This is a genomic window from Myxococcus dinghuensis (genome assembly GCF_024198235.1).
GTDB lineage: Bacteria > Myxococcota > Myxococcia > Myxococcales > Myxococcaceae > Myxococcus > Myxococcus dinghuensis.
Window position 1 is genome coordinate 59678 of record NZ_JAKCFB010000009.1, and the last position, 22525, is coordinate 82202.

Consider the following 22525-nt stretch of genomic DNA (forward strand, 5'->3'; position numbering starts at 1 on the left):
CCGCCCGTGGTGCGTGCTTGACGCCTCCGTGAGGGACACCCATCCTCGTAAGTCCTATGCGACGAGCGAAGATTGTCTGCACCCTGGGGCCGGCCAGTCAGAGCCAGGAGATGTTGGAGGCGCTGCTGGAGAACGGCATGGACGTGGCGAGGTTGAACTTCTCGCACGGCAGCCACGAGCAGCACGCGGAGAACATCGCGAAGCTGCGCGCGGCCTCGCTGAAGGTGCGCAAGGCGGTGGGCATCCTCGGTGACCTGCAGGGCCCGAAGATCCGCACCGGGCGCTTCACCAAGGGAAGCACGGAGCTGAAGGAGGGGGGCACCTTCCACATCACCACGGACGAGACGGTACCGGGCACGGACGACATCGTGTCCACCACCTATCCCTTCCTGGCGGCGGACGTGAACCCGGGCGACCGCATCCTCCTGGACGACGGCCTGCTCGAGCTGAAGGTCGTGCACACGGACAAGCAGAAGCTCATCAAGACGGAGGTCATCCACGGCGGCACGCTGAAGAACAACAAGGGCATCAACCTGCCCGGCGTGGCCGTGCGCGCGGAGGCGCTGACGCCCAAGGACCGCGAGGACCTGGTCTTCGGCATCAAGGCGGGCGTGGACTACATCGCGCTCTCGTTCGTGCGCCAGCCGTCGGACCTGGACACGGCCCGGCAGGCGATGGCCGAGGTGGGCCGCACGGTGCCCATCATCGCCAAGCTGGAGAAGCCGGAGGCCATCGCCCGGCTGGACGCCATCCTGGACAAGACGGACGGCGTGATGGTCGCCCGTGGAGACCTGGGCGTGGAGATTCCGCCGGAGGAGGTGCCGGCCGTCCAGAAGGACATCATCCGGCGCTCCAACCTGCGCGGCCTGCCGGTCATCGTGGCCACGCAGATGCTCAACTCGATGATCGACAACCCGCGTCCCACGCGCGCCGAGGCGAGCGACGTGGCCAACGCGGTGTTCGACGGCGCGGACGCGGTGATGCTGTCGGGCGAGACGGCGAGCGGCAAGTTCCCCATCGAGTCCGTGCAGATGATGGAGCGCATCATCCTGGCGGCGGAGTCCTCGTCGCGGGTGCAGCCGGTGTCGCGCACGATTGATGCCCCGCTGGGGATGCCCACGCACTTCCCGGACGTGATTGCCCGCGTGGCGTGCGAGGCGGCCCGGGCGGCCAACGCGACGCTCATCGCGGCCTTCACCCTGTCCGGCGTGACGGCGCGGCTGCTGTCGCACTACCGGCCGCCGGTGCCCATCGTGGCGTTCAGCCCGAACCAGGAGGTCCGCCGCCGGCTGTCGCTCCTGTGGGGCGTGGTGCCGCGCGTGCTGGAGCCCATCCAGGACACGGAGGCCATGGTGCGCCGCGTGGAGGAGGAGCTGCTGGCGCGGGGCCTGGGCCGCAAGGGCGACCGCATCGTCATCGTCTACGGCGCGCCGGTGGGCCAGCCCGGGAAGATCAACAGCCTGCGGCTGCACACCATCGACGGCTGAGCGGGACGCGTCCGGGAACGGACGTCCATTCCAACGCGCGGTCCTGGGGCGACCTGGGGCCGCGCGTCGTCGTTTCGGGGGCTACTTCGGGGGCTGGAGGGCGCGGCGGGGAATCTCGGCCTCGACGAAGACGCGGAACAGGTCCTTGTCGAGCTGGCCGGAGTCGGCCTCGCGCTTGAGGATGTCCAGGGCGAGCGTGTGGGGGACGGCCTTCTTGTAGGGCCGGTCGCTGGCGGTGAGGGCGTCGTAGATGTCGGAGATGGACATCATGCGCGACTGGACGGGGATGGTGCGGTCGGGGATGGCGCGCGGGTAGCCGGTGCCGTCGAGCTTCTCGTGGTGCGCGTAGGCGATTTCGGGCACGCGGCGCAGGGCGCGCGTCCACGGAATCTGGGTGAGGAAGCGGTAGGTGTGGTCCACGTGGCTCTCGATTTCGCGGCGCTCCTCGGGGGAGAGGGTGCCGCGGGGGATGGAGAGCGACTGGATTTCGCGCGACAGGAGCAGCGGCTGGGCGGCGTCGCGGTCGTCCACGTAGCGCAGCTGGGCCAGCTCGGTGAGCCGCTCGAAGCCGCCCTGGGCGAGCACGGTGGGGCGGTTGCAGGTGAGGACGAACTCGAACACCTCGTCCAGGTGCTTCAGCTCGGCGCCCAGGCGCTCGGACTCCTCCGCCTCGATGGCCGCCACGTGGTGGGCGCCCCGGTGCTTCACCGCCTCGAAGCGGCGGCGGTAGCTCTGCAGCTGGAGGTCCTTGCGCGCCAGCTGGAAGCGCGCGCGCATCACCTCCAGCTCGTGGGGGTAGAGCTTCTCCGCCTTGACGAGCACGGGCTCGCGCACGCCCACCTTGCCGAAGTCGTGCAGGAGCGACGCGTAGCGCAGCTCCTGGATTTCGGTGGAGGAGAAGCGCACGCGGGCGTAGGGGCCGGTGGACAGGTGCTCCAGGGACTGGGCGAGCGACACGGTGAGCGACGCGACGCGGCCGGAGTGGCCGGCGGTGGTCGGGTCGCGCGCCTCGATGGCGACGACGGAGGCGGAGACGAAGCCCTCGAAGAGGTTGTTGATCTCCTCGTGGAGCAGGGCGTTCTCAATCGCGCCGGCGGCCTGGGCGCCCAGGGCCAGGAGCAGCTCCTCGTCCTCGGAGTTGAAGCCCTGGCCGTCGAGCTTGTTGAGGGCCTGGATGACGCCCGTCACGTCGCCGTTGGCGTCGCGCATGGGGACGCAGAGGATGGTCTTGGTCTGGTAGCCGCTGGAGATGTCGAACGAGCGGTTGAAGCGCGCGTCGGCGTAGGCGTCCGGGATGTTGATGATGGCGCCCGTCTGCGCGACCTGGCCGGCGATGCCGCTGCCCACCGGGAGGCGGATTTCGCTCTTGGAGCCCTGGGCCACCTTGCTCCACAGCTCGTTGCGCTCGCGGTCGAGGATGAAGAGCGAGCAGCGGTCCGCTTCGACGACCTTGGTGGCCTCGAAGAGGATGAGCGGGAGCAGCAGGTCCAGGTCTCGCTCGGCGCTCATCGCCTTGGCGACGTCGAGGATGGACGTCAGCTTCGCCAGACGGCGATTGAGGTCGGGCTGGACCGAGGAGGTGGGTGAGAGCACCGGGCGGCTCCGAGCGATGTTGCCCTGCGGCCGTGCAGGACCCCGGAGTTGTAACACGTCCATCCAGGTGACCGCCCGGGGCCACGACCTGCTTGGTTTCCTGCTTTGGAGTGGACGTCCTGGAATACCTTCCGTGCCCATGCGGGTGGGAAATGGGTATGTAGGGCCCCCATATGAGCCGTCGCCCCGTGCGTATCTCTCCCTCGCTCCTCTCCTCTGACTTCGGCCGGCTGGCCGAGGAGGTCCGCGACATCGAAGCGGCGGGAGCGGACTGGATTCACGTCGATGTGATGGATGGGCGGTTCGTGCCGAACATCACGATTGGCCCGGTGGTGGTGGAGGCCATCAAGAAGGCGGCGACGAAGCCGCTGGACGTGCACCTGATGATCGTCGAGCCGGAGAAGTACGTGGAGGCCTTCGTGAAGGCGGGGGCGGACGTGCTGACGGTGCACGTGGAGGCGAGCCCGCACCTGCACCGGACGTTGCAACACATTCGTCACCTGGGGGCGAAGGCGTCGGTGGTGTTGAATCCGGGCACGTCCCTGTCCTCCATCGAGGAGGTGTTGGGGGACGTGGACATGGTGTTGTTGATGAGCGTGAACCCGGGGTTCGGGGGGCAGGCGTTCATCGAGGCCACGGTGGACAAGGTGCGCCGGCTGCGCGCGATGTTCGACGCGCGGGGGCTGGACACGGACATCGAGGTGGACGGCGGCATCAACGCCGACACGGCGAAGAAGGTGGTGGCGGCGGGGGCGACGGTGCTGGTGGCGGGCAGCTACGTCTTCGGGGCGAAGGACCGGGCGGCGGCCATCCGTTCGCTGCGGCCGTGACGGGCGTGTGACGCGGGGTCAGACGCGGGCGCGGTCCACGGCGGTGGCGAGCCGGGCGACGCGGGTCATGAAGGTGGGGTCGAAGGGCTTCACCTCGTAGTCGTCCGCGCCGAGCTCGAAGCAGACGTGTCGGGTGAACTGGTCCTCGACGCCGCTGAGGATGATGACCTTGCAGTCGCGGGTGGACGGGTCCTGCTTGAGCTGGGCGAGCAGGTCGCGTCCGTCCTGGTGCTGGTTGATGTCCAGGATGATGACGGCGGGGCGGTGGACGCGGGCCAGCTCGAGGACGCGCTCCGACGTGGTGTCCGAGATGCACGTCAGGCCGGACCGCTTCGCCTCCCGGGCGAGGGCCGACACGATGAGCGGTTCATCATCGGAGATGAGGACGACGGGGGGCATGGTCGATTCGAGCTGCACCACAGACTACCTTCTCGGCCCGGAGCAAGGCTTGTACCTGTCCGGAAGTACCGGAATATCCGGGTGTTTGGAAGAGGGGACGCGGGTCGGGGAGGGAATCAGGGTTATTCCAGACCCTGGGAGGGCGTCCATGCGGGGTGGGAAAGAAAAGGTGATCCGAGGACGTTGACTCAGCCGGGCGGCTCGGGTACTACCGCCCGCACTTTTCGCCGGTCCCGAGGAGCATCCACCGGCGGAGAGGGACATATCGGGGAGTGGCTCAGCCTGGTAGAGCACTTGGTTCGGGACCAAGGGGTCGCAGGTTCAAATCCTGTCTCCCCGACCATGTAGGAACGCGGGCTGGAGATCCTTCGGGTCTCCAGCCCGTTTCCGTTTTGGGCCTTCCTGCTTCGGCCCCTCCAGCATCCGGATGGCCGCTGGCTTGGTCGCCGTCCTCCGACCTCCTCCGCCCCAGGGATTCCTGAGACACCTCTCTGGGGCGGAGGAGATGTGCCTTCTCCAAGATGGTTTCCGCGCGTGCCCAGTGCAAATCACGCGGCACGCTCTCGGTGAGCACCTCCCAACAGCCGCGCCACCGTCTGAACCCACAGTCCACACGAAGTGCGGGAGAGCCACGGAAGCGGGGGACTCTCACAGGGTGTTGCGGTCCGCCGAGTCCGCAGGGGAGGAGTCCTCCTGTCTCGGCCCTCGCTCTTTGGCCGGTTTTCACCTGACCATTGAGGCGGTAGGGACCTGTCCGTTCGAGATGGGGGCTCCACCAGTTCCTCTTCCGAAATCGGAGCGCGTTGTCCTGACCGAGGCATTGAAAGCCGCTGGCATTCCCATCCGACAGGAAGGGTCCATCGCACGGGTGCTGTCGCTGGCCGGAGTGTTGGCACTCAGTCTTGGCGCGCTCACCGTCGCGCGAGTCGCCCTCGCATCGGCAGCCACAGTTCTCGCCGCCGCCCTGTCATTGGGAGGGTTCTTGGCTGCAACATGGGTGACCACGCTCATCGCGGCCAGCTGGTGGGCCACGCGTGATACCTGACGCCGTCACTTCGAAGCCGCGGCTCCAATGCGTGCGAAAAAGCAGGGAACGAGTTCTCGCAGGACTTCATTCGGGGAGCAGAACGAAGTGTGATGGACCTACCCATCGGATCGCTCCAGCCGCAAGCGGCCAATCCTATGAGATCAAGACTCGCGATCCGTCTGGCCGACCCGCGCGCGCTCCATGACCCCGGTCCCTGACACCTCGCCCCGGTGCAGCCGCCGGACGAACCCACGCAGGTTGTCCCGGACCACGCGCGGCCAGATGCTGGATGGAAAGGGCTCCGTCGGGCCCCGGTGATTGACGATGACCGCGCGCAGCGCGGGCAGTGCTTCGAGCGAGGTCATGTCCACGAGCCCGGGACACTCGCGCAGGTCGATGGAGCGCAGCTCGTTCATTCCCTCCAGTCCCCATAGGGATGTGAGCTCGGTGCAGTTGCGGAGGTCGAGGTGCTCAACGCCCCGCAGGTTGCCGAGCTGTCGGATGGAAGTGAGCGGAGCGCTCTGTAGCACCAGTCGGTTGGGGCCGTCCGGCACGCGTGGGTCGTCGAGGAAGGTGGCGCTCGGCACCCGGTCAAGGGAGCGAAGATTCCGGGCGACGTTGAAGCGGAGACCGCGAAGCTCCGGAAGGTCCGCGATGGGGGCGAGGTCGGTCGCCGCAAGTGCGTGGATTCGGAGGGTTCTCAGTCGAGGCGCGTGCTCCAGGTGGCGAAGTCCCTCTTCATCGACGCAGCGGAGTTCGAGCGACGTCATGGGAAGTCGTCCCGCCCGAGCAGACGTCGCGTCCAGTGAATAGGCCACAAGCTCGAGCTCCTCGGTGTCCGGGAGCGCGGAGATGGGCTCCAGCTCTGGAGTCGACCCAAGGAGGGGCATGCGCAGGATGGGGATGCGGCACCTCGCGATGACCTTGGCATCCGTGACGGAGATACGTTCGCGCAGAGAGAGGGAGCGCAGCGAGCGGAGCTCCGGAAGCGCCGAGAGGTCGTTATTCGTGGTGCAAAGCCAGAGCTCCAGTTCCTCGATGGGAAGGCCTTCGAGCCCCCGCATGGAGAGGGGCTGGCTCTCGTAGACGACGAGCTTTCGGAGCGTCTCCAGCCCGGACAGTGCGCGAAGGTCGCCGAGGCCGCCAAAGCTGAGCTGGAGCGACTCCAGGCTTCGGCTTCTCGAGATTCCGTCGAGGTCCCGGATGCTGTTCCGCCCTCTGGCGAAGAGGGATGCATGACGCAGCGCGGGCAGCTCCGAGAGGGCCGATGCGCCGACGATGCCGGTGTGCGAGAACACCCCGACGCGCTCGAGCTCCGTCAGGCCCGTGAGCCAGCGGACATCGAAGGGCCCGCCCAGTCGCGGCCAGGTGCCCACGCCCAGGGAGCGGATCTGCTTGCGGAGCTCGGCTGCACGGGGCCCGTTCGCGTCGCGAAAGCGCCGAAGCACCTCGATGGTTCGCTGCTCGCGCACGTCCACGTCATGCCAGGAGTCGTCCTTGTCGCCCTCGAAGCAGAGCTGTCCAGGTGTGGCATGAGCGCCTTCAAGGATGTTTCTGTTGGGCTCGGGGTCGTAACGCACCGTCGCGAACAGTGCCTCATCGCTTTCCCCCACCCACCGTCCTGCGTCCCACATCGTGTGTCCCCCGGGCGGCAGTGTACCTGGTGTCAAGGAATGGTGTCATGGGGCACATGCGGTTCGGCCAAGCTGCTCTGGAGTTACACCGCCCAGCGCGGGCTCACGACACCAGCAGCACACGACGGCGCAACACGTCGAAGCAGGCACGCCCGTCCTTCGTCCGCAGCCCCGAGGGCAACGGCTGCGCCGAGCGCTTCATCCGCTCCCTCAAAGAGCGGCTGCTCTGGGCGCGCACCTTCTCCACCGTGGAGGAACTCCGGGGCCTCCTGGAGTGGGCCCACCGGTACAACGAGCGCTGGCTGTTGGAGCGCCATCACTTCCTCTCGCCGAGTCAGGCCCGACGAGAGCTGCTGCCGTCGAAGCATGCAGCCTGATGACAACCAGCCTGGTGCCTCAATGATCCGGTGCGGTACAGGTCCTCCAATCCTTGCGACGCAATGGATTGAGTGTCGGGCGATGCACTGGGGCAGCGATGGCTGGTTCCTTCGCGGCGAAACAGCAGACATCGTCCAAAGGCTTGCGCATGGCCTGCTCATGGGTTTGCGCCTGTCTGGATTCCGCGGCCCGCGAGGGGTGTGCCGTCAGCCCCACTGGCTCTTGGTTGACTCCCGAGGGAAGTCTTCGACCCGGCGGGAATCCCCTAGGTGGAGAGCGTGCAATTGGAACGCAATGATCCGACTATTCTGAATTTACTGCTATTTCGTGTTTGGATTTGAACTTGAGTTGAGTTTGATGTTAGGACAATCGCGGCTCAGGCCAAAACAGACATCACTAGGAGGAGTTCCATGACGCGTAACGTGAAGCGTTTCCTGGCCGTCTCCCTGTTGTCGCTTGCCCCGTCCATCGCCGCCGCCGAGCAGTTCGACTTCGGCTATTTCGACCTCGGCTACAACGGGCTCGTAGGTCCCGTGAAGACGGAGACCATCGAGGTCCCCGCGAGGCACGAGGAGGGTGGTGCGTCCTTCCTGGCCAATCCCGTGCAGGTCTTCGGCATTGGTAACTGGACCGGCGTGAATACCTTTCCCATCTACTCGCTGAGCGGCATCACCCTCGACGTCCCCCCGCCGAATCCCCTGCTTCCCGTGCTGAACCCGGGCCTGTCGGGCATCTTCCAACTCACGGTGGCCCCGGCGACGTCCGTCTCCCAGACGTACCTCTACACGAACAACACGCTGGACCCGGCTGGCAACGCGAAGACCTGTCGTTGGCAGGTCGTCGTCAACTACAACGCCACGACCGCCACCTGCTCGGCGGTCGTCAACCAGACGGCCTTCGGGACGCAGGGCGTCCTCTGCGGAATCGACACGACGCGGACGTTCATCAACCCGACCACCTGCAACCTCCAGGTCGTGACGAACCTGACCTGATGTCGTACGGCCACCGCTGGCGGTGCAACATCCTCCGCCAGCGGTAGTCATCTGGGGCCGTGTCCGCCCGCGTCGAGCACGGAGGCGCGCGCGTCGTCCTCAGCCGGGCGTCGGGGCTCGCCGACGTCGGCGGTTCAGCACGAGCAACAGCAACGTCAACAGGGCGCCGCCCGGCGCGCCGGACTGCTGACATCCGCAGCTCTTGTCGTTGTCTTCGACCGGAGGGGTGACGGGCGGCTCCTCCCGTGGCAGCACCTCCAGCGTCACCGGCGCCGCGTCGAGTCCACCGAAGAGGGCATCGCCGCTGTAGGTCGCGCCGAGGGTGTACTTCCCCGGAGCGAGCCGCGCGAGCGTGTGCGTGGCCTCGCGTGACTTCAGCGTGACGACCTCCAGCACCTCGGTGCCGTTGAGGAACGTCACCGTCCCCGAGGGTTCTCCCACGCCGCCCACCACCCGCGCGGTGACGGACACGGGGTCTCCGTCATGCGTGGGATTGGCAGAGACTTGGAACTCGAGCGTGGCCTCCTGGAAGTCGGCGGAGCGTGCGATGTCCAGGATGTAGCTCCGACTCGCCGCGCACCGTCCTCCGTCCGTCGCCGTCAGGGTGAAGGGGAAGGTCCCGGGTTGCGTGGGCATGCCGGTGAGGACGCCATGGGCCAGGTGGAGCCCGCGAGGCAACGCCCCGTCGACGACGAAGGTGGTCTCGCCCTCGCCACCCACATGTTCGAAGGGCGTCTCCGAGTAGGTCTGTCCCGTGGTGCCAGCCGCGAGGGTGGCGGGCTCCAGCGACATGGGCGGACAGGCGACGGAGAGCGTGAAGTCGCGCGAGGCCGAGCAGCCATTTCCATCCGTCGCCGTCACCGTGAAGGGAAAGTCGCCGCCCTCCTCGACAGTCCCCGCGAGGACGCCCCCCTCCAACTGGACGCCCCGAGGCAGCGCGCCCGTCACCGACGAGGTGACGGTGCCCATCGCCCCCAGGACGGAGAGCTCCACGGGGGCGACGACCCCGCCACGGGGAAGCCCAGGCAGCGCCGCGTCCTCCAGCAGGACGGCGCCCGTGGGGCACGTCGGCGAGGAGCCTCCCGCCATCCGGTTGTTGCCGAAGGACAAGACCGTGCCCGTGCCGATGAGCCGCGTCGTGGCGAGCACATTGGCGTCCACGGCGGCACGAGACAAGCGCAGCAGCGTCTGGCTCCCACCCCCCACCGAGGCCGCGTGCAGGCCCACGCCGTTGTGGGTGAGTCGGGCCCGCTCCACGTTGAGCTGGACCTTTCCGCCATCATCGGTCCGCGCCCAGATGCCGGCCTCCGTGTTGTCGGACGCCGTCAACGCGTTCACCGTCACCGTGCTGCCCGCTCCGAGCCACAGCCCTTGTCGGTTGCCCGTGAAGGTTCCGCGCGAGATGACGGCCGTCACGGCTCCGGTGGTGCCGCCCACCCGGACCCCCGCGCCTCCATTGCCCGAGGCCACGACGTCGTCGACCACGAGCTGCCCCCCCGCCTCGGGAGCGAAGCGGAGGCCGTCCTGCTCGAAGCCCTGGATTCGCGAGCGCTCCACGTGCAGCAGCCGCCCGCTGTCGAACGTGATGCCCGTCGTCCCGGGCGTCGCCGAGGTCCCGAGCAGCGAGAGCCGGCGCAGCACCACCACGTCCTGGGCGCCAGCGGCGACGGTGATGGCCGGACCGCCGGCGGCGAGCACCCTGCCTCGGTCGTGCCCACCATCAATGGTGATGGCCTTGGTGATGGTCACCGTGCCGAAGTCGCCGGGGTCCAGCACATCGATTTCTCCACCCGCCGCCGTCTTGGCGATGGCGCTCGCGAACGTCCGGCACGGCGCGGTGCGCGAGCAGGGATTCGCGTCGTCGCCCACGCCCGATACCCAGGTGCGCGAGGCCTGGGCGAGCGCGGGAGTGGACGCGCAGAGCGCGGCCACGAGGATACAGCGCAAGTCGACCCCCATCGCGCGGCTCAATTCTGGGGCAGCGTGGTGGAGGGGGCGCCATCCATGCCGTTGCCGGCGGCGACGCGATTGTTGCCGAACGAGACGACCGGGCCGTCCAGCCCCAGGCCCGTGTTCTGGCCCACGAGCGTGTCCGAGATGCGGACCTGCGCGGGCGCCTCCGCCTTGATGCCAGCGCCGTTCTGCGCCACCACGGCCCGCTCGAGGGTGACCTGCGCGCCGCCCACGGCCAGGACGCCCTGGTCGGAGTGGCCCATCACCGACGTGTCCGTCACGGTGACGCGCGCGCCGTTCAGCACGTTGAGGCCGACGAGGCCCGACGCCAACTGGCTGTTCTGGACCACGGCCCCGCCACTGGCCACCTGGATGCCGCCGGTGGTCTCGTCGGCGCTCGTGGGTGCCTTGGCGAACGCGCCATTGACGGTGGTGTTGCGAACCACGAGCTGCACGGTGCCCGCGGAGGGCAGGACGTTGATGCCCGAGCCGGTGAACCCCTGGATCGAGCAGTTCTCGACCTGGACCTTGCTCGCCGCGAGGATCCGGATGCCATCCAGGCCGGCGCCGATGCCCGCGATGCCGAGGTTGCGCAGGATGACGGTGCCTCCAGGCGCGTTCACGATGATGCCGTGGGTCCCCGAGAAGAGGACTCCTCCCGCATACGGCCCGCCATCAATCACGATGGACTTGGTGATGGTCACCGTGCCGTAGCCGCCCGGGTCCAGGGCGTCGATCTCCCCATTCGGGGCCGTCTTGGAGATGGCCCCCGCGAACGTCTTGCACGGGGCGGTGCGGGAGCAGGGGTTCACGTCATCGCCCACGCCGGAGACCCAGGTGCGGGTCGCCTGGGCGGAGGCGGAAGCGCTGAACAGCAGACACAACAGGGCGGGAAGCGCGGCGAGTCCCGTCGCGCGAGAACGAGCAGATCCAGGAGTGGACATGGCTGACAGGCTATACCCTCTCGCGCGGACCACGAATGCTTCCTTGCTCACGAAATCGAGCCGAGTCCTTTGATACTCAGAATCTTTGTTGTGTTGCTTTGATTCCGAAATGCACGGAATCTCCCGTGGATGTTTGTTTCACGCGGCACACGGGGATGGCGGGCCTCGTGGGCACGTGCCACGAAAAGCCTGTCATCACGGTTGGACAGGACGGCGCCGGACGCTCCCCGCTCAGTACCGGGAGTACGCCCCGGCTCGCGGCGTGTACACGTTCGCGCTCACGGACCGTACGTCCACGTCGACGCCAATCAGGCTCTCCGCGTGTCCCAGGAAGAGGTGCCCGGTGGGCGCGAGTCTCCGGACCATCCCGTGAATCACGCGGTTGCGTGCGTCCGGCCCGAAGTAGATGAGCACGTTGCGGCAGAAGATGAGGTCGAACGGGCCCCCGGGCCACTCGCCCGTCGCGTTCAGGTTGACGCGCGAGACGCGCAGGAGCGACCGCAGCTCCTGCCCCGCCTTCATGAGGCCTTCCTGGCTCCGCACGCCCTTGAGCATGAACTCGCGGAGCAGCGGCGGGGGAATCGTCGCCGCCCGGTCGAGACTCCAGAGTCCCTCCTGGGTGCGCTCCACCGCCCAGGTGGACAGGTCGGTGGCCAGGATCTCCACGTTCCACCCCGAGCCTCGTGGAAACGCGTCGAGCAGGCACATGGCCAGCGAGTAGGGCTCCTCCCCGGTGGAGCACGCCGCGCTCCACACACGGATGCTCCGGGCCCGGAGTCCCGCGTTCGCCTGCGCCTGCCACTCCGGGAAGACGCGCTCGCGCAGCAGCTCGAAGTGCTGGGGCTCGCGGAAGAAGGACGTCTCGTGGGTGCAGAGGCTGTCCAGCATCCGCACCTTCTCCGCCTCGTGCCCCCGCTCGGTGACGTAGGCGTAGTAGTCGCCGAACGACGTCATCCCCAGCTCCCGGAGCCGGCGCGACAGGCGGTTGGCGACGAGCGCGTCCTTGGCGTCGGACAGGTGGATGCCCGTCTCGCGCTCCACCAGCGCCTGGAACAGCGCGAGCTCCCGGGGCTTCAGCACCGGGATTCCGACGGGGAACAGGGCGGGCGGGCGCGTGGCGTCCGTCATCGCATCAGCCGTTCCCGGACGCCTCGCCCGGAGTGGCCTCGGAGGCAGCGGCCGGCGCGGGGACCGGCTCGGGGGCGGACGTGGGCTCGGACACGTCCGGGGGCGCGGCCGTCGTCAGGCTGAGCAACTCCTCCACGGACAAGAGCCGGTCCAGGTCCAGCAGCATGATGAACTTGGAGTCGTGCCGCCCCATGCCGAGCAGGAAGTCCAGCCGCACGCGCGTGCCGAAGGCGGGCGGGGTCTCGATGTCGTCCGACCCCAGCTCCAACACCTCGCTCACCGAGTCCGTCAGGAGGCCGATGGCGGTCTGCTTCCCGTCGAGGTTCACCTCGACGATGACGAAGCACGTCCACCGGGTGATGGGCCTCGGCGGCAGGCCGAACTTCACCGCCAGGTCCACCACGGGCACCACGCTGCCGCGCAGGTTGATGACACCCTGCACGGCCGCGGGCATGCCCGGCACGCGGGTGATGGGGCGGTGCTCGATGATCTCCCGCACCCGGAGGATGCCGACGCCGTACTCCTCGCCCGCGAGCATGAAGCTCAGGTAGTTCGTCCGCGTCGCCTTCTCGATGGAGTCGCTCATGGCCCGCCGCCTAGAACCGCTGGAAGTCCTGGTTCGAATCCAGCGACGGTGACGTGGGCAGCGGCCCCCGCGCCGCCGCGAACAGCCCCTTCGCCGGCGACGGAGGCAGCCGCGAGGACGGGGCCTTCGGCAGCAACGGGCCCCGGCCCAGGCCGCCCGAGCCGTCCGCGAGGCGGAAGAAGGTCATCATCTGGAGCAGCGACTCGGCCTGCGTCGCCATCTCCTCGGCCGTGGAGGACAGCTCCTCCGCGGCGGATGCGTTGCGCTGGGTGACCTGGTCCACCTGCACCATCGCGCGGTTCATCTGCGACACGCCGATGGCCTGCTCCTTCGATACCGTCGTCACCTGCTGTACCAGCTCCGCCGTGCGGCGGATGGCGGGCACCAGCTCCGTGAGCAGCTGACCGCTGCGCTCCGCCACGCGGACGCTGGAGGTGGCCAGGGCGCCAATCTCCTTCGCGGACTTCTGGCTGCGCTCGGCCAGCTTGCGCACCTCCGTGGCGACCACGGAGAAGCCCCGGCCATGCTCACCGGCGCGCGCGGCCTCCACCGCGGCGTTCAGCGCGAGCAGGTTCGTCTGGTACGCAATCTCCTCGACGATGGAGATGCGCTCCGCGATGGCGTTCATCGCCTCCACGGTCTCCTTCACCGCGCGCCCGCTCTCCTCCGCGTCGCGCGCGCCCTTGACGGCCATCTGCTCCATCTGCCGGCTGTTCTCCGCGTTCTGGCCGATGGTGACGTTGAGCTGCTCCAGGCTCGCGGTGGTCTCCTCCACCGACGCGGCCTGCGTGCTGGTGCCCTGGGACAGGCTCTGGGAGGCGGCGGCCACCTGGGTGGACGCGGAGGACAGCGAGCTGGCCGCGCCGCGCACCTCGCTGATGACCCCCGACAGGCGGTGGATCATCTCCCGCATGCCCGTCATCATCTGGCCCGTCTCGTCCTTGCCGCGGGAGGTGATGTTCGCCGTGAGGTCGCCGTTGGTGACCTGGTCGGTGACCTGCACGGCCTCCGACAGCGGGCGGACGATGCTGCGCGTGAGGACGTAGGACAGCAGGCCCGCGAGCACCACGCCCAGGGCACCGCCGAAGATGAGCGTGTCGTAGAGGACGGCCACCAGCTTGTTGAGCTCCTCCGTGCGCTTCGCCTGGATGGAGAGCTCCTCGCTGGCGACCTCGTCGAGGATGGCGCGCATCCGGTCGGCCATCTCCTTGCCCCGCGCCCCCTTCACCTCGTCGAAGAGCGCGTTCAGGTCCCCGTGGCCCGCGCTGACCTCGCGCCGGCGGGCGATGGTGGACTCGAGGTACTGCCCCTGCCACTGCTGCGCCAGGTCGCGGACTTCCTGGACGCGTTCCTGCTGGATGGGGTTGCCCGAGGTCAGCTCGCGGATGTGGTTGAGGTTCTGCGCGAAGTTGATGCGCGCGGACGTGTAGGGCGCCAGGAAGCGCTCGTCGCCGGTGATGAGGAAGCCGCGCTGGCCCGTCTCCAGGTCGGCGAAGTCACCCTCCAGGGTGCGCACGGCGATGATGACGTCGATGCTCTTGCGGTTGTCCTGGTCCGCGACGGACGTGCGGTTCAGCGTCGTGTACGTCGCCAGCACGATGGCGATGATGATGGCCACCATGGCGGTGAACGCCAGCAGCAGCTTGCGGGTGATGCTCAGGTTGTCGAACATGGTTCACTGCTCCGTGTCGCGAAAGGTCGGGGCGCGGGTGGCGGCGTCGGACAGGTGCGCCGCCTCGCCCGGTTGGTAGTCGGAACGCTCGGCGGCCCGGCGGATGGCCCGGCGCACCAGCGAGGGGGTGTCCAGGATGAGGCCCACGCGGCCATCTCCCAGGATGGTGGAGCCGGAGATGCCCGGGGCGTCCTGGAACAGTCGCCCCAGGGGGCGGATGACGCGCTGACCATCTCCCTGGAGGTGGTCCACCGCGAGCCCGACGATGCCGTCCGGGTGGCGGAGCACGACGACGTTCTCCCGGGCCGGCGCCGTCCCTCCCAGCCCGAAGATGGTGCGCAGGCGCAGGTAGGGGAGCGGCTGCCCCCGCAGCGACAACATGCCGGCCTCCTCGGACGTGCGCTGCGACACGGGGAGCTCCAGGCACTCCTGCACCAGCTCGATGGGGACCACGTACACCTGGTCGCTCACGCCCATGGCGAAGCCCTGGATGACGGCGAGCGTGAGCGGCAGGCGGAGCGTCATCGTGGTGCCTCGCCCCTCCTGGCTCCGGACGGCCACCGTGCCGCGCATGGCCTCGATGTCCCGCCGCACCACATCCATCCCCACGCCGCGCCCCGACAGCTCCGTCACCGTCCTCGCGGTGGAGAAGCCGGGCTCGAAGATGAGCCGGTCCACCTCCTCGTCGCGCAGCCGCTCCGACGGGGACACCAGACCCAGCTCCCGGGCGCGCTCCTTGATGCGCTCGCGTTGCATGCCCCGGCCGTCATCGGAGAGCTCCACGACGACGCTCCCCGCATCATGGACCGCCCGCAGGCGCAATCGGCCACACGCTTCTTTTCCCGCCGCGCGCCGCTCCTCGGGCGCCTCGATGCCGTGGTCCAGGGCGTTGCGCAGCAGGTGGAGCAGCGGGTCGCGCAGGGCCTCCAGCACGGCCGTGTCCAGGGTGACGTCCTCGCCCGCCAGCTCCAGCAACGCCTGCTTGCCCTGGTCCCTCGCCAGGTCGCGCACCGTGCGCAGGTGTTGTCGGAAGAGCGGCCCCACCGGCACCATGCGCACCTGCATCACCTCTTCCTGGAGCGCGTGGAAGAGGGAGTCCATCTCCCGCTGCTGCGTGAGCGCCTCGTCCCAGCTCGCGCTGGACGCTTCGGCCTCCATCAGGAACTGCGTCATGCGCCCCCGCGCGATGGACAGCTCCGCGGTGAGGGTGACGATGCGGTCCAGCCGCTCGACGTCCATCCGCAGCGAGCGGCCGCGCGCCGCCGCGCGTGTCTCCACCGGTAGGGGGAGGTCCTCGACGGGGAGGACCCCGGGGGGCGGCGGGGTGCTCGGCCCACCCGTGGCGCCACCTTCCCGCAGGCGCGCGAGGTGGGCCTGGTGCGCGGGCCCCAACTGGTCCACGCCCGCCACCGCCGCGCGCGACAGCTCCCGCAGGTGGTCCACCGAACCCAGCAGGAGTGAGGTCCAGGGCTCCCCCACGGCGAGGCGTTGGTCGAGCAGGGCCTGGATGACGTCCTCGGCGCCGTGGACGTAGTCCGTCAGCGCCTGGAAGCCCAGCGAGCTGCCGCTGCCCTTCAATGTGTGGGCCTGGCGGAAGAGCGCCCGCAGGCGCTCCTCGTCTGGCCGCGCCTCCAGGGCGATGAGCGTCTCCTCCATGGAGGAGAGCAGGTCCTCCGCCTCGTCGGCGAAGATGGCCAGCACCTGTTGCCACTCGGCACCCAGGCCTGGCGGAGGTCCGCTGCCGCCGCCGCTCACGGCAGCGCCTCCTCCAGCAGGCGGACGGGTGCCCTCCAGCGTCGGGGCCCCGGGCCGGGGGCATCCACGAAACAGCGAATCATGTGGGAGGTCATCGAGGTACGCGTCGAACGTCAGGTGGGTGCGAGCGTGGCCACCACGCTCCAGCCGGCGGAGGATTCCTCCGCCCGCTCGGTCCACCCACGGAGGGCCGTGTCACGAGGCGGTCTCGACTGTATCTCTGGGTGATAAAAGTTTCAATGTGTCGCTTTGAGGGTCGCGGAGACCAAGGTCGTCGATTTGTGAGGCATTGAGGGGTGTTTCAGACCTTGGCTGGGGTGTGGCGGACCCTCCAATCGCAGCTCTCCGGCTCGCTCGGGATGTGCGGATTTGGAGCCGGGAGGCGGACTTCGCGTACGAAAAAATGGAGTGGACCTGTTGCGAGGTGCGTCGGGGGCAGGTGAGCGGGTGCGGCGGACGAGTCAGGTTGCCTGCCCGCGCCGGCCGTGAGGACGCGATGAGTCTCGCGATGCCGAATGTTTCGGATTGTGTCGCGCGATGCATCCTCATGAGTCGCGGTCGGTATCAGTTGCTCGAAAGATGCGACGTGTCGATGTTAGCGATTGCGTGGTGGACCGAAAATTCCATGCGTGCCGTCGTGCTCGCCCCCAAGTCGCGGTCGGCAAGCGCGCGCGGTGAGGGGACTGGGGCCGGCGACCAGGCGAGGCGGGGTTCCCATCCGCGCGCTGCCCCGGGCCGCCTCGACTGCCTGTCCCGGGGAGGTCCGCCGGCGGGAGGCTGGCCGGTTCGAGCCCCCGGGCCCGCCGCCCTCCTCACTGGCGGCGCGTCGCGAGCGTCCCCGGCGACACGCACGCGGTGAAGGCCGGCCATGACGTCGCGGGCGCGTCGCTCGCGCCGGGCGAGGCGGGCCGCGAGCCTCCCAGGTGTCTTCTCGTTCTGGGGTGACATGGCCCGGACCTGGCCTCCGACAGGGGGGCGAGGAGGCCCGCGCGGCGTCACCGCTTCGTCACGGGCCCTCTGGCGCGGCCTGTCTGGTTGTGGCGGTGTTTGGCGGTTTTGCTGTCAAGTCATGAATTGGTAGGCTTTGGGCAGGCGCACGCGATTTCTTCAATGCATGACGAACCCGGGCGTGCGCCTCCTGCCCCGGGAGGGGGCGTTGCTCACGACAAGGGAGCCGTCCATGCATCCGTCGCTTTGGAAGAAGGTGTTGTTTGCGTTCACCCTCGCCAGTCTTTCCGCCTGCGGAGGCGAATTCCCGGAGGATGACGGGAAGGCGGGCCAGGAGGAGTTCTATGTCCCGTCCTCGGACGGCGCGGAGGGCTCCGAGGTGGGGGGCCTCCACGAGGCCGCGCTCGCCGACCTGGTGGAGAGCTGCTCCACGTACAGCTTCCCGTCCTATCGCGGACAGAACGGGCTCCAAATCACGTGCGCCTGCGGCGCGGTGACGGGAGGCTCCGCGTGGGGGACGGACCTCTACACGGATGACTCCAACGCTTGTGTGGCCGCGGTCCACGCGGGCGCGATTCCGGCCTCCGGTGGAACGGTGGTGGTGACCATCCAGCCGGGCCAGGGCAGCTACACGGCCTCCACGCGCAACGGCATCACCACGTATGCCTGGGGTGCCTGGGCCGGCAGCCTCTCGTTCTCCAGCGTGTTTCCGGCCTGCTCCAGCATCAACTTCGCGACCTACCGGGGACAGGACGACCTTCAGGTCCCCTGCACCTGCGGCGCGGTGACGGGCGGCAGCGCTTGGGGGTCGGGCATCTACACGGATGACTCCAGCGCGTGCGCGGCGGGTGTCCACTCCGGCGCGATTCCGGCCTCCGGCGGCACGGTCTCGGTCATCATCCAGCCTGGGCAGGGCAGCTACACGGGCTCCACGCGCAACGGCATCACCACGTTCTCGTGGGGCGCGTGGAGCGGCAGCTTCTCCGTCATCACCTATCGGACGCCGCCGACGGCAAGCTGCCTCTCCTTCAGCTATGCCGCCTACCGGGGCCAGGATGGCCTGCAGCTTCCCTGTGTCTGTGGCGCGGTGACGGGAGGAAGCGCCTGGGGGACGGACCTCTACACGGATGACTCCAACGCCTGCGTGGCCGCGGTCCACGCGGGCGCGATTCCCGCCAGCGGCGGGCCGGTGGTGGTGACCATCCAGCCGGGCCAGGGCAGCTACACGGCCTCCACGCGCAATGGCATCACCACGTACGCCTGGGGCGCCTGGGCCGGCAGCATCTCCCTGGGCTCCTGGTAGTCGTCGGCGTGACGGGGTGTCTCCCATCCGGCGGTGACGCGATGGCCGGATGGGAGCGCCACGATGTGTCTGTGATTGCCTCGCGCCCCCCGTTCTTCCCGTCGATGCGCGACATGCCCGCCGCGGCGCCGACCCTGGAGCGGGTTCTCCGTGGTGGGGCGGGGCTCCAGGCCGACCCGGCGTATCCCTCCGAATGGGGGGGCGTGCCTCGGGTACGCGGACATGTGCAACCAGGCCACGTCGATGGGGGTGGTCGGCTTCGCGCTCCAGCTCTTCAGCGACTTCGGGCGGACGTTCCCCAGGACGGGGAGCGACCACCACCCGGCGACGTGCGCCCTGCTCGTGGGCGGCGGCATCCAGGGGAACCAGATGCTGGGCGGCTACGACGAGACGATGAACGGCCCCGCCCATGGGCGCTCCGGTCGACCTCGTCGAGGAGGGGGGAGCGCGGGTGCGGCGCGCGCCCCGTTCCCAGGATGTCGCGGCGACGGTGCTCAACGCCTTCGGGCTGCAACCAGGGAAGGACTTCTTCATCCCTGGGGTCCACGGCGTCTTCGATGGGGTCGTGAGGACCTGAGCGGCACGGTGACGCGGGCGTGCCTCCCGGGCGCCCGCGTCCACGGCTCAATGCCGGGCGGGGATTGACTCCGAATCACTCCAGCAACGCGGTATCATCCGTGGCTCACCCACGGAGCATGACATGCATCCACGGCGTTTCCTCGGAGTCCTGCTGTCGGCCGGAGTCCTCGCGGGCTGTGGCACCACGAACGACGCGGGGGCGGAGCAGGCCCCCGCGCTCACGGGCGCGCTCGACGCCTGCGACGGGACCACGGCGTGGGAGTACAACTACTTCGACGACAGCTCGAAGACGAACCAGGTGGGCGGCATCATCTGCAAGTGTCGGGGCGTCATCCAGACCTGGGGAGACACGTCCACGCCGTACACCACGTACTGGAGTGAGCGCTGCGGCGGCGGTGAGGCCCTCCGCTGACCCCTCGTCCCCGCTCGGGCCTCCGAGCGGGGGCGCCCGGGCCGCTCAGCCCGCCACCCGTGGAGCGTAGTGGCGCACGACGAGTGTCGCGAGCGGGTCGGGATACTTCCAGAACGCCTTGTCCAAGGCGTACAGCCGTTCCCGTTCGGCGTCGGTCAGCATGCCCGGCAGGTCGGCCAGGGACACCATCTCCTCCGTCTCACCGTAGTGGACGACGACGTGCAGCATGTCCTTCAGGCATTGCTGGGCGCTCCGGGCACCAATCCCACCCAGCGCCTCGATGGCCAGGTGGCAGGTCTCTTCGCCCCAGTTGCAGAAGAACTGCATGCAGCCCCCGTTGTTGATGTCGGCCTCCATGCGCCACAGCGCGACCAGCGCCTGCTCGTCGGGTGGCAGGGCCGAGAGGTCCCGGTGGACCTGTTGCAGCCTCGCGAGGGCGTGTTCGTAGAGCGCGTCCTGTTCGAGGGCCCAGACGCTGACCATGCCCTCGGGAGCAGGAGCCCAGAGCGCCGGCCAGTTCACGCCTCGGCCGTCCTCGGTGAGGACCCACTCGCGCCGTTGCTCGGGCGAGGCCTTGTCGACGCGGACGTAGCCGCTCAGCCGCGCTGTGAGCACGCGGCCGTCCGTCATGTGCAGCAGGATGTGCTGCTCGTCGAAACGGACGTCGATGATGCGATTGTCGTCGGGAGTCTTCTGGACGGGGCCCATGGCGCTGTGCCCTATACGTGGAATCGACTGGCCGCGCTCCAGGGGATTCCCGGTCGGGCAGGCTCAGCGCCCCCGGTTCATGAGGCGCGTCGCCTGCTCCTCCGCCGCGCCCTCCCGTGGCTTCGCCATCAGCTCGGTCTTCGCCAACTGCGCTGGCGTCATCTCGCCCGACAGCAGCGCCTGGACCTCCTCCAGCGTCGGGTCCTCCAACTGCGCCAGGGCCCGCTCCCGGGCCCACTGCTCCTCGAAGTTCACGCGCAGCCAGCTCCCGAGCTCCACGTCGGGCAGCGCCTTGCGAACCGTCGCGAGCGCCTGTTCGAAAGCCCTCGCATCCGCGTACCGCTTCGCCGGCTCCGCGTGCAGCGCCGTGTTCAACACCTCCCGCAGCCTCCGCTGCGTGGGGGACGCCTGGGGGCCCTCCCATTCCGCGGCGTGGCGCGACGCCTGCGCGTCCCCTGGCAGCTCGCCGAAGAGCAGCTCGTGCAGCACGCACCCCAGCGCATACAGGTCGCCGGACACGGTCGCATCCGCGCCCTCCTGCCGTTCGGGTGGCATGTACGCCATCTTCCCAATCACGGCCCCGTCCTGTGTCAGTCGACTCACGGTGGGCACGGACGCCGTCGCCGCCATGGGCTCCTGCGGGCGCCCGACCCCGTGGGCGATTCCGAAGTCCACGACCTTCACCACGCCGTCGAACGTCACCACCAGGTTGTCCGAGCTGATGTCCCGGTGGATGACGCCCCGCTCGTGTGCGTACGCCAGCCCCCGCAAGGCCTGCATGCACGCCTCCAGCGCCACCTCGAGCGGCACCGCCCCTCCTCGCCGGAGTCGCCGCGAGAGCTTCAGCGTGTTCACTCCGCTCAGGTACTCCATGACGATGAACCACGCCCCGTCGACCTGCCCCAGGTCATGCACCGAGACGACGTTCGGATGGTGGAGCCGCGCGGCCGTCCGCGCCTCGCCGATGAAGCGGTGAAGCCGCACCGCCGGGTCCTCGCTGTCCTCGTCCACCATCCGCTTGAGCACCACGAGCCGATGGAAGCCCGCGCGCCCCGTCCTCACCGCCAGCCACACCTCGCCCATGCCCCCCCGCCCCAGCCGCGCGAGCCGGCGGTAGCGATGGATTCCCGTCCCCAGGTCGGCGCCCCTCAGCGAGCGGGCCGTGAGGATGGCCAGCGCGGTGGACGCCAGCAGCAGGAACGGCAGTCCCATCATGGCGAAGAGCGGCGGCCCCGATATCCAGCCCGTGTCCACCGCCAGCTCTCGTCCCAGCACCACCAGCGCGCACAGCGCGGCCACCAACACCGCGGCGGCCATGGCCCCCCGGCGTTTCAACAGGCGCGCCGCCTCCGCCGCCCACGTGCCCACGACGCCCACCGCCAGCAGCCAGAACATCGGCAACCCCAGGCCCACCGTCGCGCGGGTCAGCTCCTCCGCGGTCACCTGGGGCCCCTGTCGGGCCGAAAGCACCGACACGAGGATGTCGACGATGCGCATCGCCCCGAGCGCCACCGTCACGCCCAGGAGCACCTTCCGCCAACGCGTCAGCGGCAGGTCCAGCAGGGCCCACAGGACGCGCAGCAGGGTGTAGGGCAGGGGAATCGAGGTCAGCGCCCCCAACACCAGCCAGGGTCGCGTGTCCGCGAACACCCCGCTGGCCTCCCGACTCGACACGCCCACCGAGAAGCTCAGCGCGGCGAACCCCAGGAAACTCGTGGCCAACCACAACTGGACCCGCTGGCTGCGCACCGCGGCCCACGTCGCGAAATGCACCACCGCGAGCACCAGGAAGGCTCCCGCCAGTGCCAGATGCAGCATCGTATAGGGCGTCACCCCCTGAAGCCTACCCAATACGAGGCGGCATCGCGAATGGCGGCATGCCCAGGGCTTGGTCTGTTCTGACCCGTGGGAGGGATTGGGAGGGAGGACGGCGAGCGTGTTTGCCGTCACGCTCTCGTCACGCCTGCTCGATAGCGTGGGTTCTGGCTGCACTCCCGACGAATGGAGCAGCGCCGTGCGCCTCCCTGCGCGCGCTGCTCTCCATCGTGGCAACTCCAGGGTGCGGTCGCAGTCCCATCACCCGACACATCGAAGCGAGAGAACTCAATCATGAAGACGCGATTCTGGATGATGGTTGCCGTGGGCGTCGGTGTCCTCGGCGGTGTTGGCTCCGCGCTGGCCTTCCCCTCGGGGGCGG

The 22525-nt window shown here is 69.0% G+C and carries 17 protein-coding genes, 1 tRNA gene and 1 pseudogene; 8 read left to right on the forward strand and 11 right to left on the reverse strand.

Translation table 11 applies throughout. The features are described 5' to 3' along the window. Positions 1–56 precede the first annotated feature (56 nt). Positions 57–1487, forward strand: coding sequence for a pyruvate kinase (gene pyk, locus LZ198_RS14920; RefSeq protein ID WP_253972627.1), 1431 nt, complete (start codon positions 57–59; stop codon positions 1485–1487). Positions 1488–1568: 81 nt separating this feature from the next. On the opposite strand, the gene LZ198_RS14925 is transcribed toward pyk, so the two are convergent. After that, positions 1569–3143: a GAF and HD-GYP domain-containing protein gene (locus LZ198_RS14925; protein ID WP_407667429.1), complete on the reverse strand. Its 1575-nt coding sequence runs from the start codon at positions 3141–3143 to the stop codon at positions 1569–1571. Between the two features lie 110 nt (positions 3144–3253). Between LZ198_RS14925 and rpe the strand changes: the two genes are divergently transcribed. Continuing rightward, positions 3254–3910 (forward strand): ribulose-phosphate 3-epimerase, encoded by a 657-nt coding sequence (gene rpe, locus LZ198_RS14930; RefSeq protein WP_253972629.1) that lies wholly within the window; start codon positions 3254–3256, stop codon positions 3908–3910. A gap of 18 nt (positions 3911–3928) precedes the next feature. Here rpe and LZ198_RS14935 read toward each other — a convergent pair whose 3' ends face one another. Next, entirely contained in the window at positions 3929–4309 is a 381-nt protein-coding gene (locus LZ198_RS14935; RefSeq protein WP_253972630.1) for a response regulator, read from the reverse strand. Between the two features lie 266 nt (positions 4310–4575). Here LZ198_RS14935 and LZ198_RS14940 point away from each other — a divergent pair. After that, positions 4576–4652 (forward strand) — tRNA-Pro (locus LZ198_RS14940). An 845-nt stretch (positions 4653–5497) separates the two neighbouring features. On the opposite strand, the gene LZ198_RS14945 is transcribed toward LZ198_RS14940, so the two are convergent. Further along, a complete protein-coding gene (locus LZ198_RS14945; protein ID WP_253972631.1) occupies positions 5498–6808 on the reverse strand; it encodes a leucine-rich repeat domain-containing protein in 1311 nt (436 codons plus the stop codon). 314 nt (positions 6809–7122) lie between these two features. On the opposite strand from LZ198_RS14945, the pseudogene LZ198_RS14950 reads away from it, so the two are divergent. Together LZ198_RS14950 and LZ198_RS14955 are read left to right on the forward strand one after the other, a co-directional pair. Further along, positions 7123–7347, forward strand: a pseudogene (locus LZ198_RS14950) (integrase core domain-containing protein); the annotation flags it as partial. A gap of 411 nt (positions 7348–7758) precedes the next feature. Then, positions 7759–8340, forward strand: a complete 582-nt coding sequence (locus LZ198_RS14955) for a hypothetical protein (RefSeq protein ID WP_253972633.1) — start codon at positions 7759–7761, stop codon at positions 8338–8340. Between the two features lie 99 nt (positions 8341–8439). Here LZ198_RS14955 and LZ198_RS14960 read toward each other — a convergent pair whose 3' ends face one another. The 6 genes from LZ198_RS14960 to LZ198_RS14985 form a co-directional block, all read right to left on the reverse strand. Beyond that, entirely contained in the window at positions 8440–10299 is a 1860-nt protein-coding gene (locus tag LZ198_RS14960; RefSeq protein WP_253972634.1) for a putative Ig domain-containing protein, read from the reverse strand. Positions 10300–10307: 8 nt separating this feature from the next. After that, positions 10308–11237 carry a right-handed parallel beta-helix repeat-containing protein gene (locus LZ198_RS14965; protein WP_253972635.1) on the reverse strand — a complete coding sequence of 310 codons (930 nt, stop codon included), beginning with the start codon at positions 11235–11237 and terminating at the stop codon, positions 10308–10310. 231 nt (positions 11238–11468) lie between these two features. Next, on the reverse strand, positions 11469–12365 hold the full coding sequence (locus LZ198_RS14970; protein WP_253972636.1) for a CheR family methyltransferase: 897 nt from the start codon (positions 12363–12365) through the stop codon (positions 11469–11471). Between the two features lie 4 nt (positions 12366–12369). After that, positions 12370–12951, reverse strand: coding sequence for a chemotaxis protein CheW (locus tag LZ198_RS14975; RefSeq protein WP_253972637.1), 582 nt, complete (start codon positions 12949–12951; stop codon positions 12370–12372). Between the two features lie 10 nt (positions 12952–12961). Then, a complete protein-coding gene (locus LZ198_RS14980) occupies positions 12962–14623 on the reverse strand; it encodes a methyl-accepting chemotaxis protein (RefSeq protein ID WP_253972638.1) in 1662 nt (553 codons plus the stop codon). Positions 14624–14626: 3 nt separating this feature from the next. Beyond that, positions 14627–16378 (reverse strand): chemotaxis protein CheA, encoded by a 1752-nt coding sequence (locus LZ198_RS14985; RefSeq protein WP_253972639.1) that lies wholly within the window; start codon positions 16376–16378, stop codon positions 14627–14629. Between the two features lie 1180 nt (positions 16379–17558). Between LZ198_RS14985 and LZ198_RS14990 the strand changes: the two genes are divergently transcribed. The 3 genes from LZ198_RS14990 to LZ198_RS15005 all read left to right on the forward strand — a co-directional run bounded on the left by LZ198_RS14990 (position 17559) and on the right by LZ198_RS15005 (position 19620). Further along, positions 17559–18629: an LCCL domain-containing protein gene (locus tag LZ198_RS14990; protein WP_253972640.1), complete on the forward strand. Its 1071-nt coding sequence runs from the start codon at positions 17559–17561 to the stop codon at positions 18627–18629. A gap of 409 nt (positions 18630–19038) precedes the next feature. Further along, complete coding sequence (locus LZ198_RS15000; protein WP_253972792.1) at positions 19039–19206, forward strand: hypothetical protein; 168 nt, start codon at positions 19039–19041, stop codon at positions 19204–19206. 123 nt (positions 19207–19329) lie between these two features. Then, on the forward strand, positions 19330–19620 hold the full coding sequence (locus tag LZ198_RS15005; RefSeq protein ID WP_253972641.1) for a hypothetical protein: 291 nt from the start codon (positions 19330–19332) through the stop codon (positions 19618–19620). Between the two features lie 45 nt (positions 19621–19665). Here the strand turns inward: LZ198_RS15005 and LZ198_RS15010 are convergent, their stop codons facing one another. Together LZ198_RS15010 and LZ198_RS15015 are read right to left on the reverse strand one after the other, a co-directional pair. After that, positions 19666–20328 carry a DMP19 family protein gene (locus LZ198_RS15010; RefSeq protein ID WP_253972642.1) on the reverse strand — a complete coding sequence of 221 codons (663 nt, stop codon included), beginning with the start codon at positions 20326–20328 and terminating at the stop codon, positions 19666–19668. 63 nt (positions 20329–20391) lie between these two features. Continuing rightward, a complete protein-coding gene (locus LZ198_RS15015) occupies positions 20392–22146 on the reverse strand; it encodes a serine/threonine-protein kinase (RefSeq protein ID WP_253972643.1) in 1755 nt (584 codons plus the stop codon). Between the last annotated feature and the right edge of the window lie 379 nt (positions 22147–22525).

What these genes read in the sequence shown, in the direction of transcription:
- pyk (WP_253972627.1), top strand. Translation starts at nt 57, where the DNA reads ATGCGACGAGCGAAGATTGTCTGCACCCTGGGGCCGGCCAGTCAGAGC.
- LZ198_RS14925 (WP_407667429.1), bottom strand. Translation starts at nt 3,143, where the DNA reads ATGGACGTGTTACAACTCCGGGGTCCTGCACGGCCGCAGGGCAACATC.
- rpe (WP_253972629.1), top strand. Translation starts at nt 3,254, where the DNA reads ATGAGCCGTCGCCCCGTGCGTATCTCTCCCTCGCTCCTCTCCTCTGAC.
- LZ198_RS14935 (WP_253972630.1), bottom strand. Translation starts at nt 4,309, where the DNA reads ATGCCCCCCGTCGTCCTCATCTCCGATGATGAACCGCTCATCGTGTCG.
- LZ198_RS14955 (WP_253972633.1), top strand. Translation starts at nt 7,759, where the DNA reads ATGACGCGTAACGTGAAGCGTTTCCTGGCCGTCTCCCTGTTGTCGCTT.
- LZ198_RS14960 (WP_253972634.1), bottom strand. Translation starts at nt 10,299, where the DNA reads ATGGGGGTCGACTTGCGCTGTATCCTCGTGGCCGCGCTCTGCGCGTCC.
- LZ198_RS14965 (WP_253972635.1), bottom strand. Translation starts at nt 11,237, where the DNA reads ATGTCCACTCCTGGATCTGCTCGTTCTCGCGCGACGGGACTCGCCGCG.
- LZ198_RS14970 (WP_253972636.1), bottom strand. Translation starts at nt 12,365, where the DNA reads ATGACGGACGCCACGCGCCCGCCCGCCCTGTTCCCCGTCGGAATCCCG.
- LZ198_RS14975 (WP_253972637.1), bottom strand. Translation starts at nt 12,951, where the DNA reads ATGAGCGACTCCATCGAGAAGGCGACGCGGACGAACTACCTGAGCTTC.
- LZ198_RS14980 (WP_253972638.1), bottom strand. Translation starts at nt 14,623, where the DNA reads ATGTTCGACAACCTGAGCATCACCCGCAAGCTGCTGCTGGCGTTCACC.
- LZ198_RS14990 (WP_253972640.1), top strand. Translation starts at nt 17,559, where the DNA reads ATGCATCCGTCGCTTTGGAAGAAGGTGTTGTTTGCGTTCACCCTCGCC.
- LZ198_RS15000 (WP_253972792.1), top strand. Translation starts at nt 19,039, where the DNA reads ATGGGCGCTCCGGTCGACCTCGTCGAGGAGGGGGGAGCGCGGGTGCGG.
- LZ198_RS15005 (WP_253972641.1), top strand. Translation starts at nt 19,330, where the DNA reads ATGCATCCACGGCGTTTCCTCGGAGTCCTGCTGTCGGCCGGAGTCCTC.
- LZ198_RS15010 (WP_253972642.1), bottom strand. Translation starts at nt 20,328, where the DNA reads ATGGGCCCCGTCCAGAAGACTCCCGACGACAATCGCATCATCGACGTC.
- LZ198_RS15015 (WP_253972643.1), bottom strand. Translation starts at nt 22,146, where the DNA reads ATGCTGCATCTGGCACTGGCGGGAGCCTTCCTGGTGCTCGCGGTGGTG.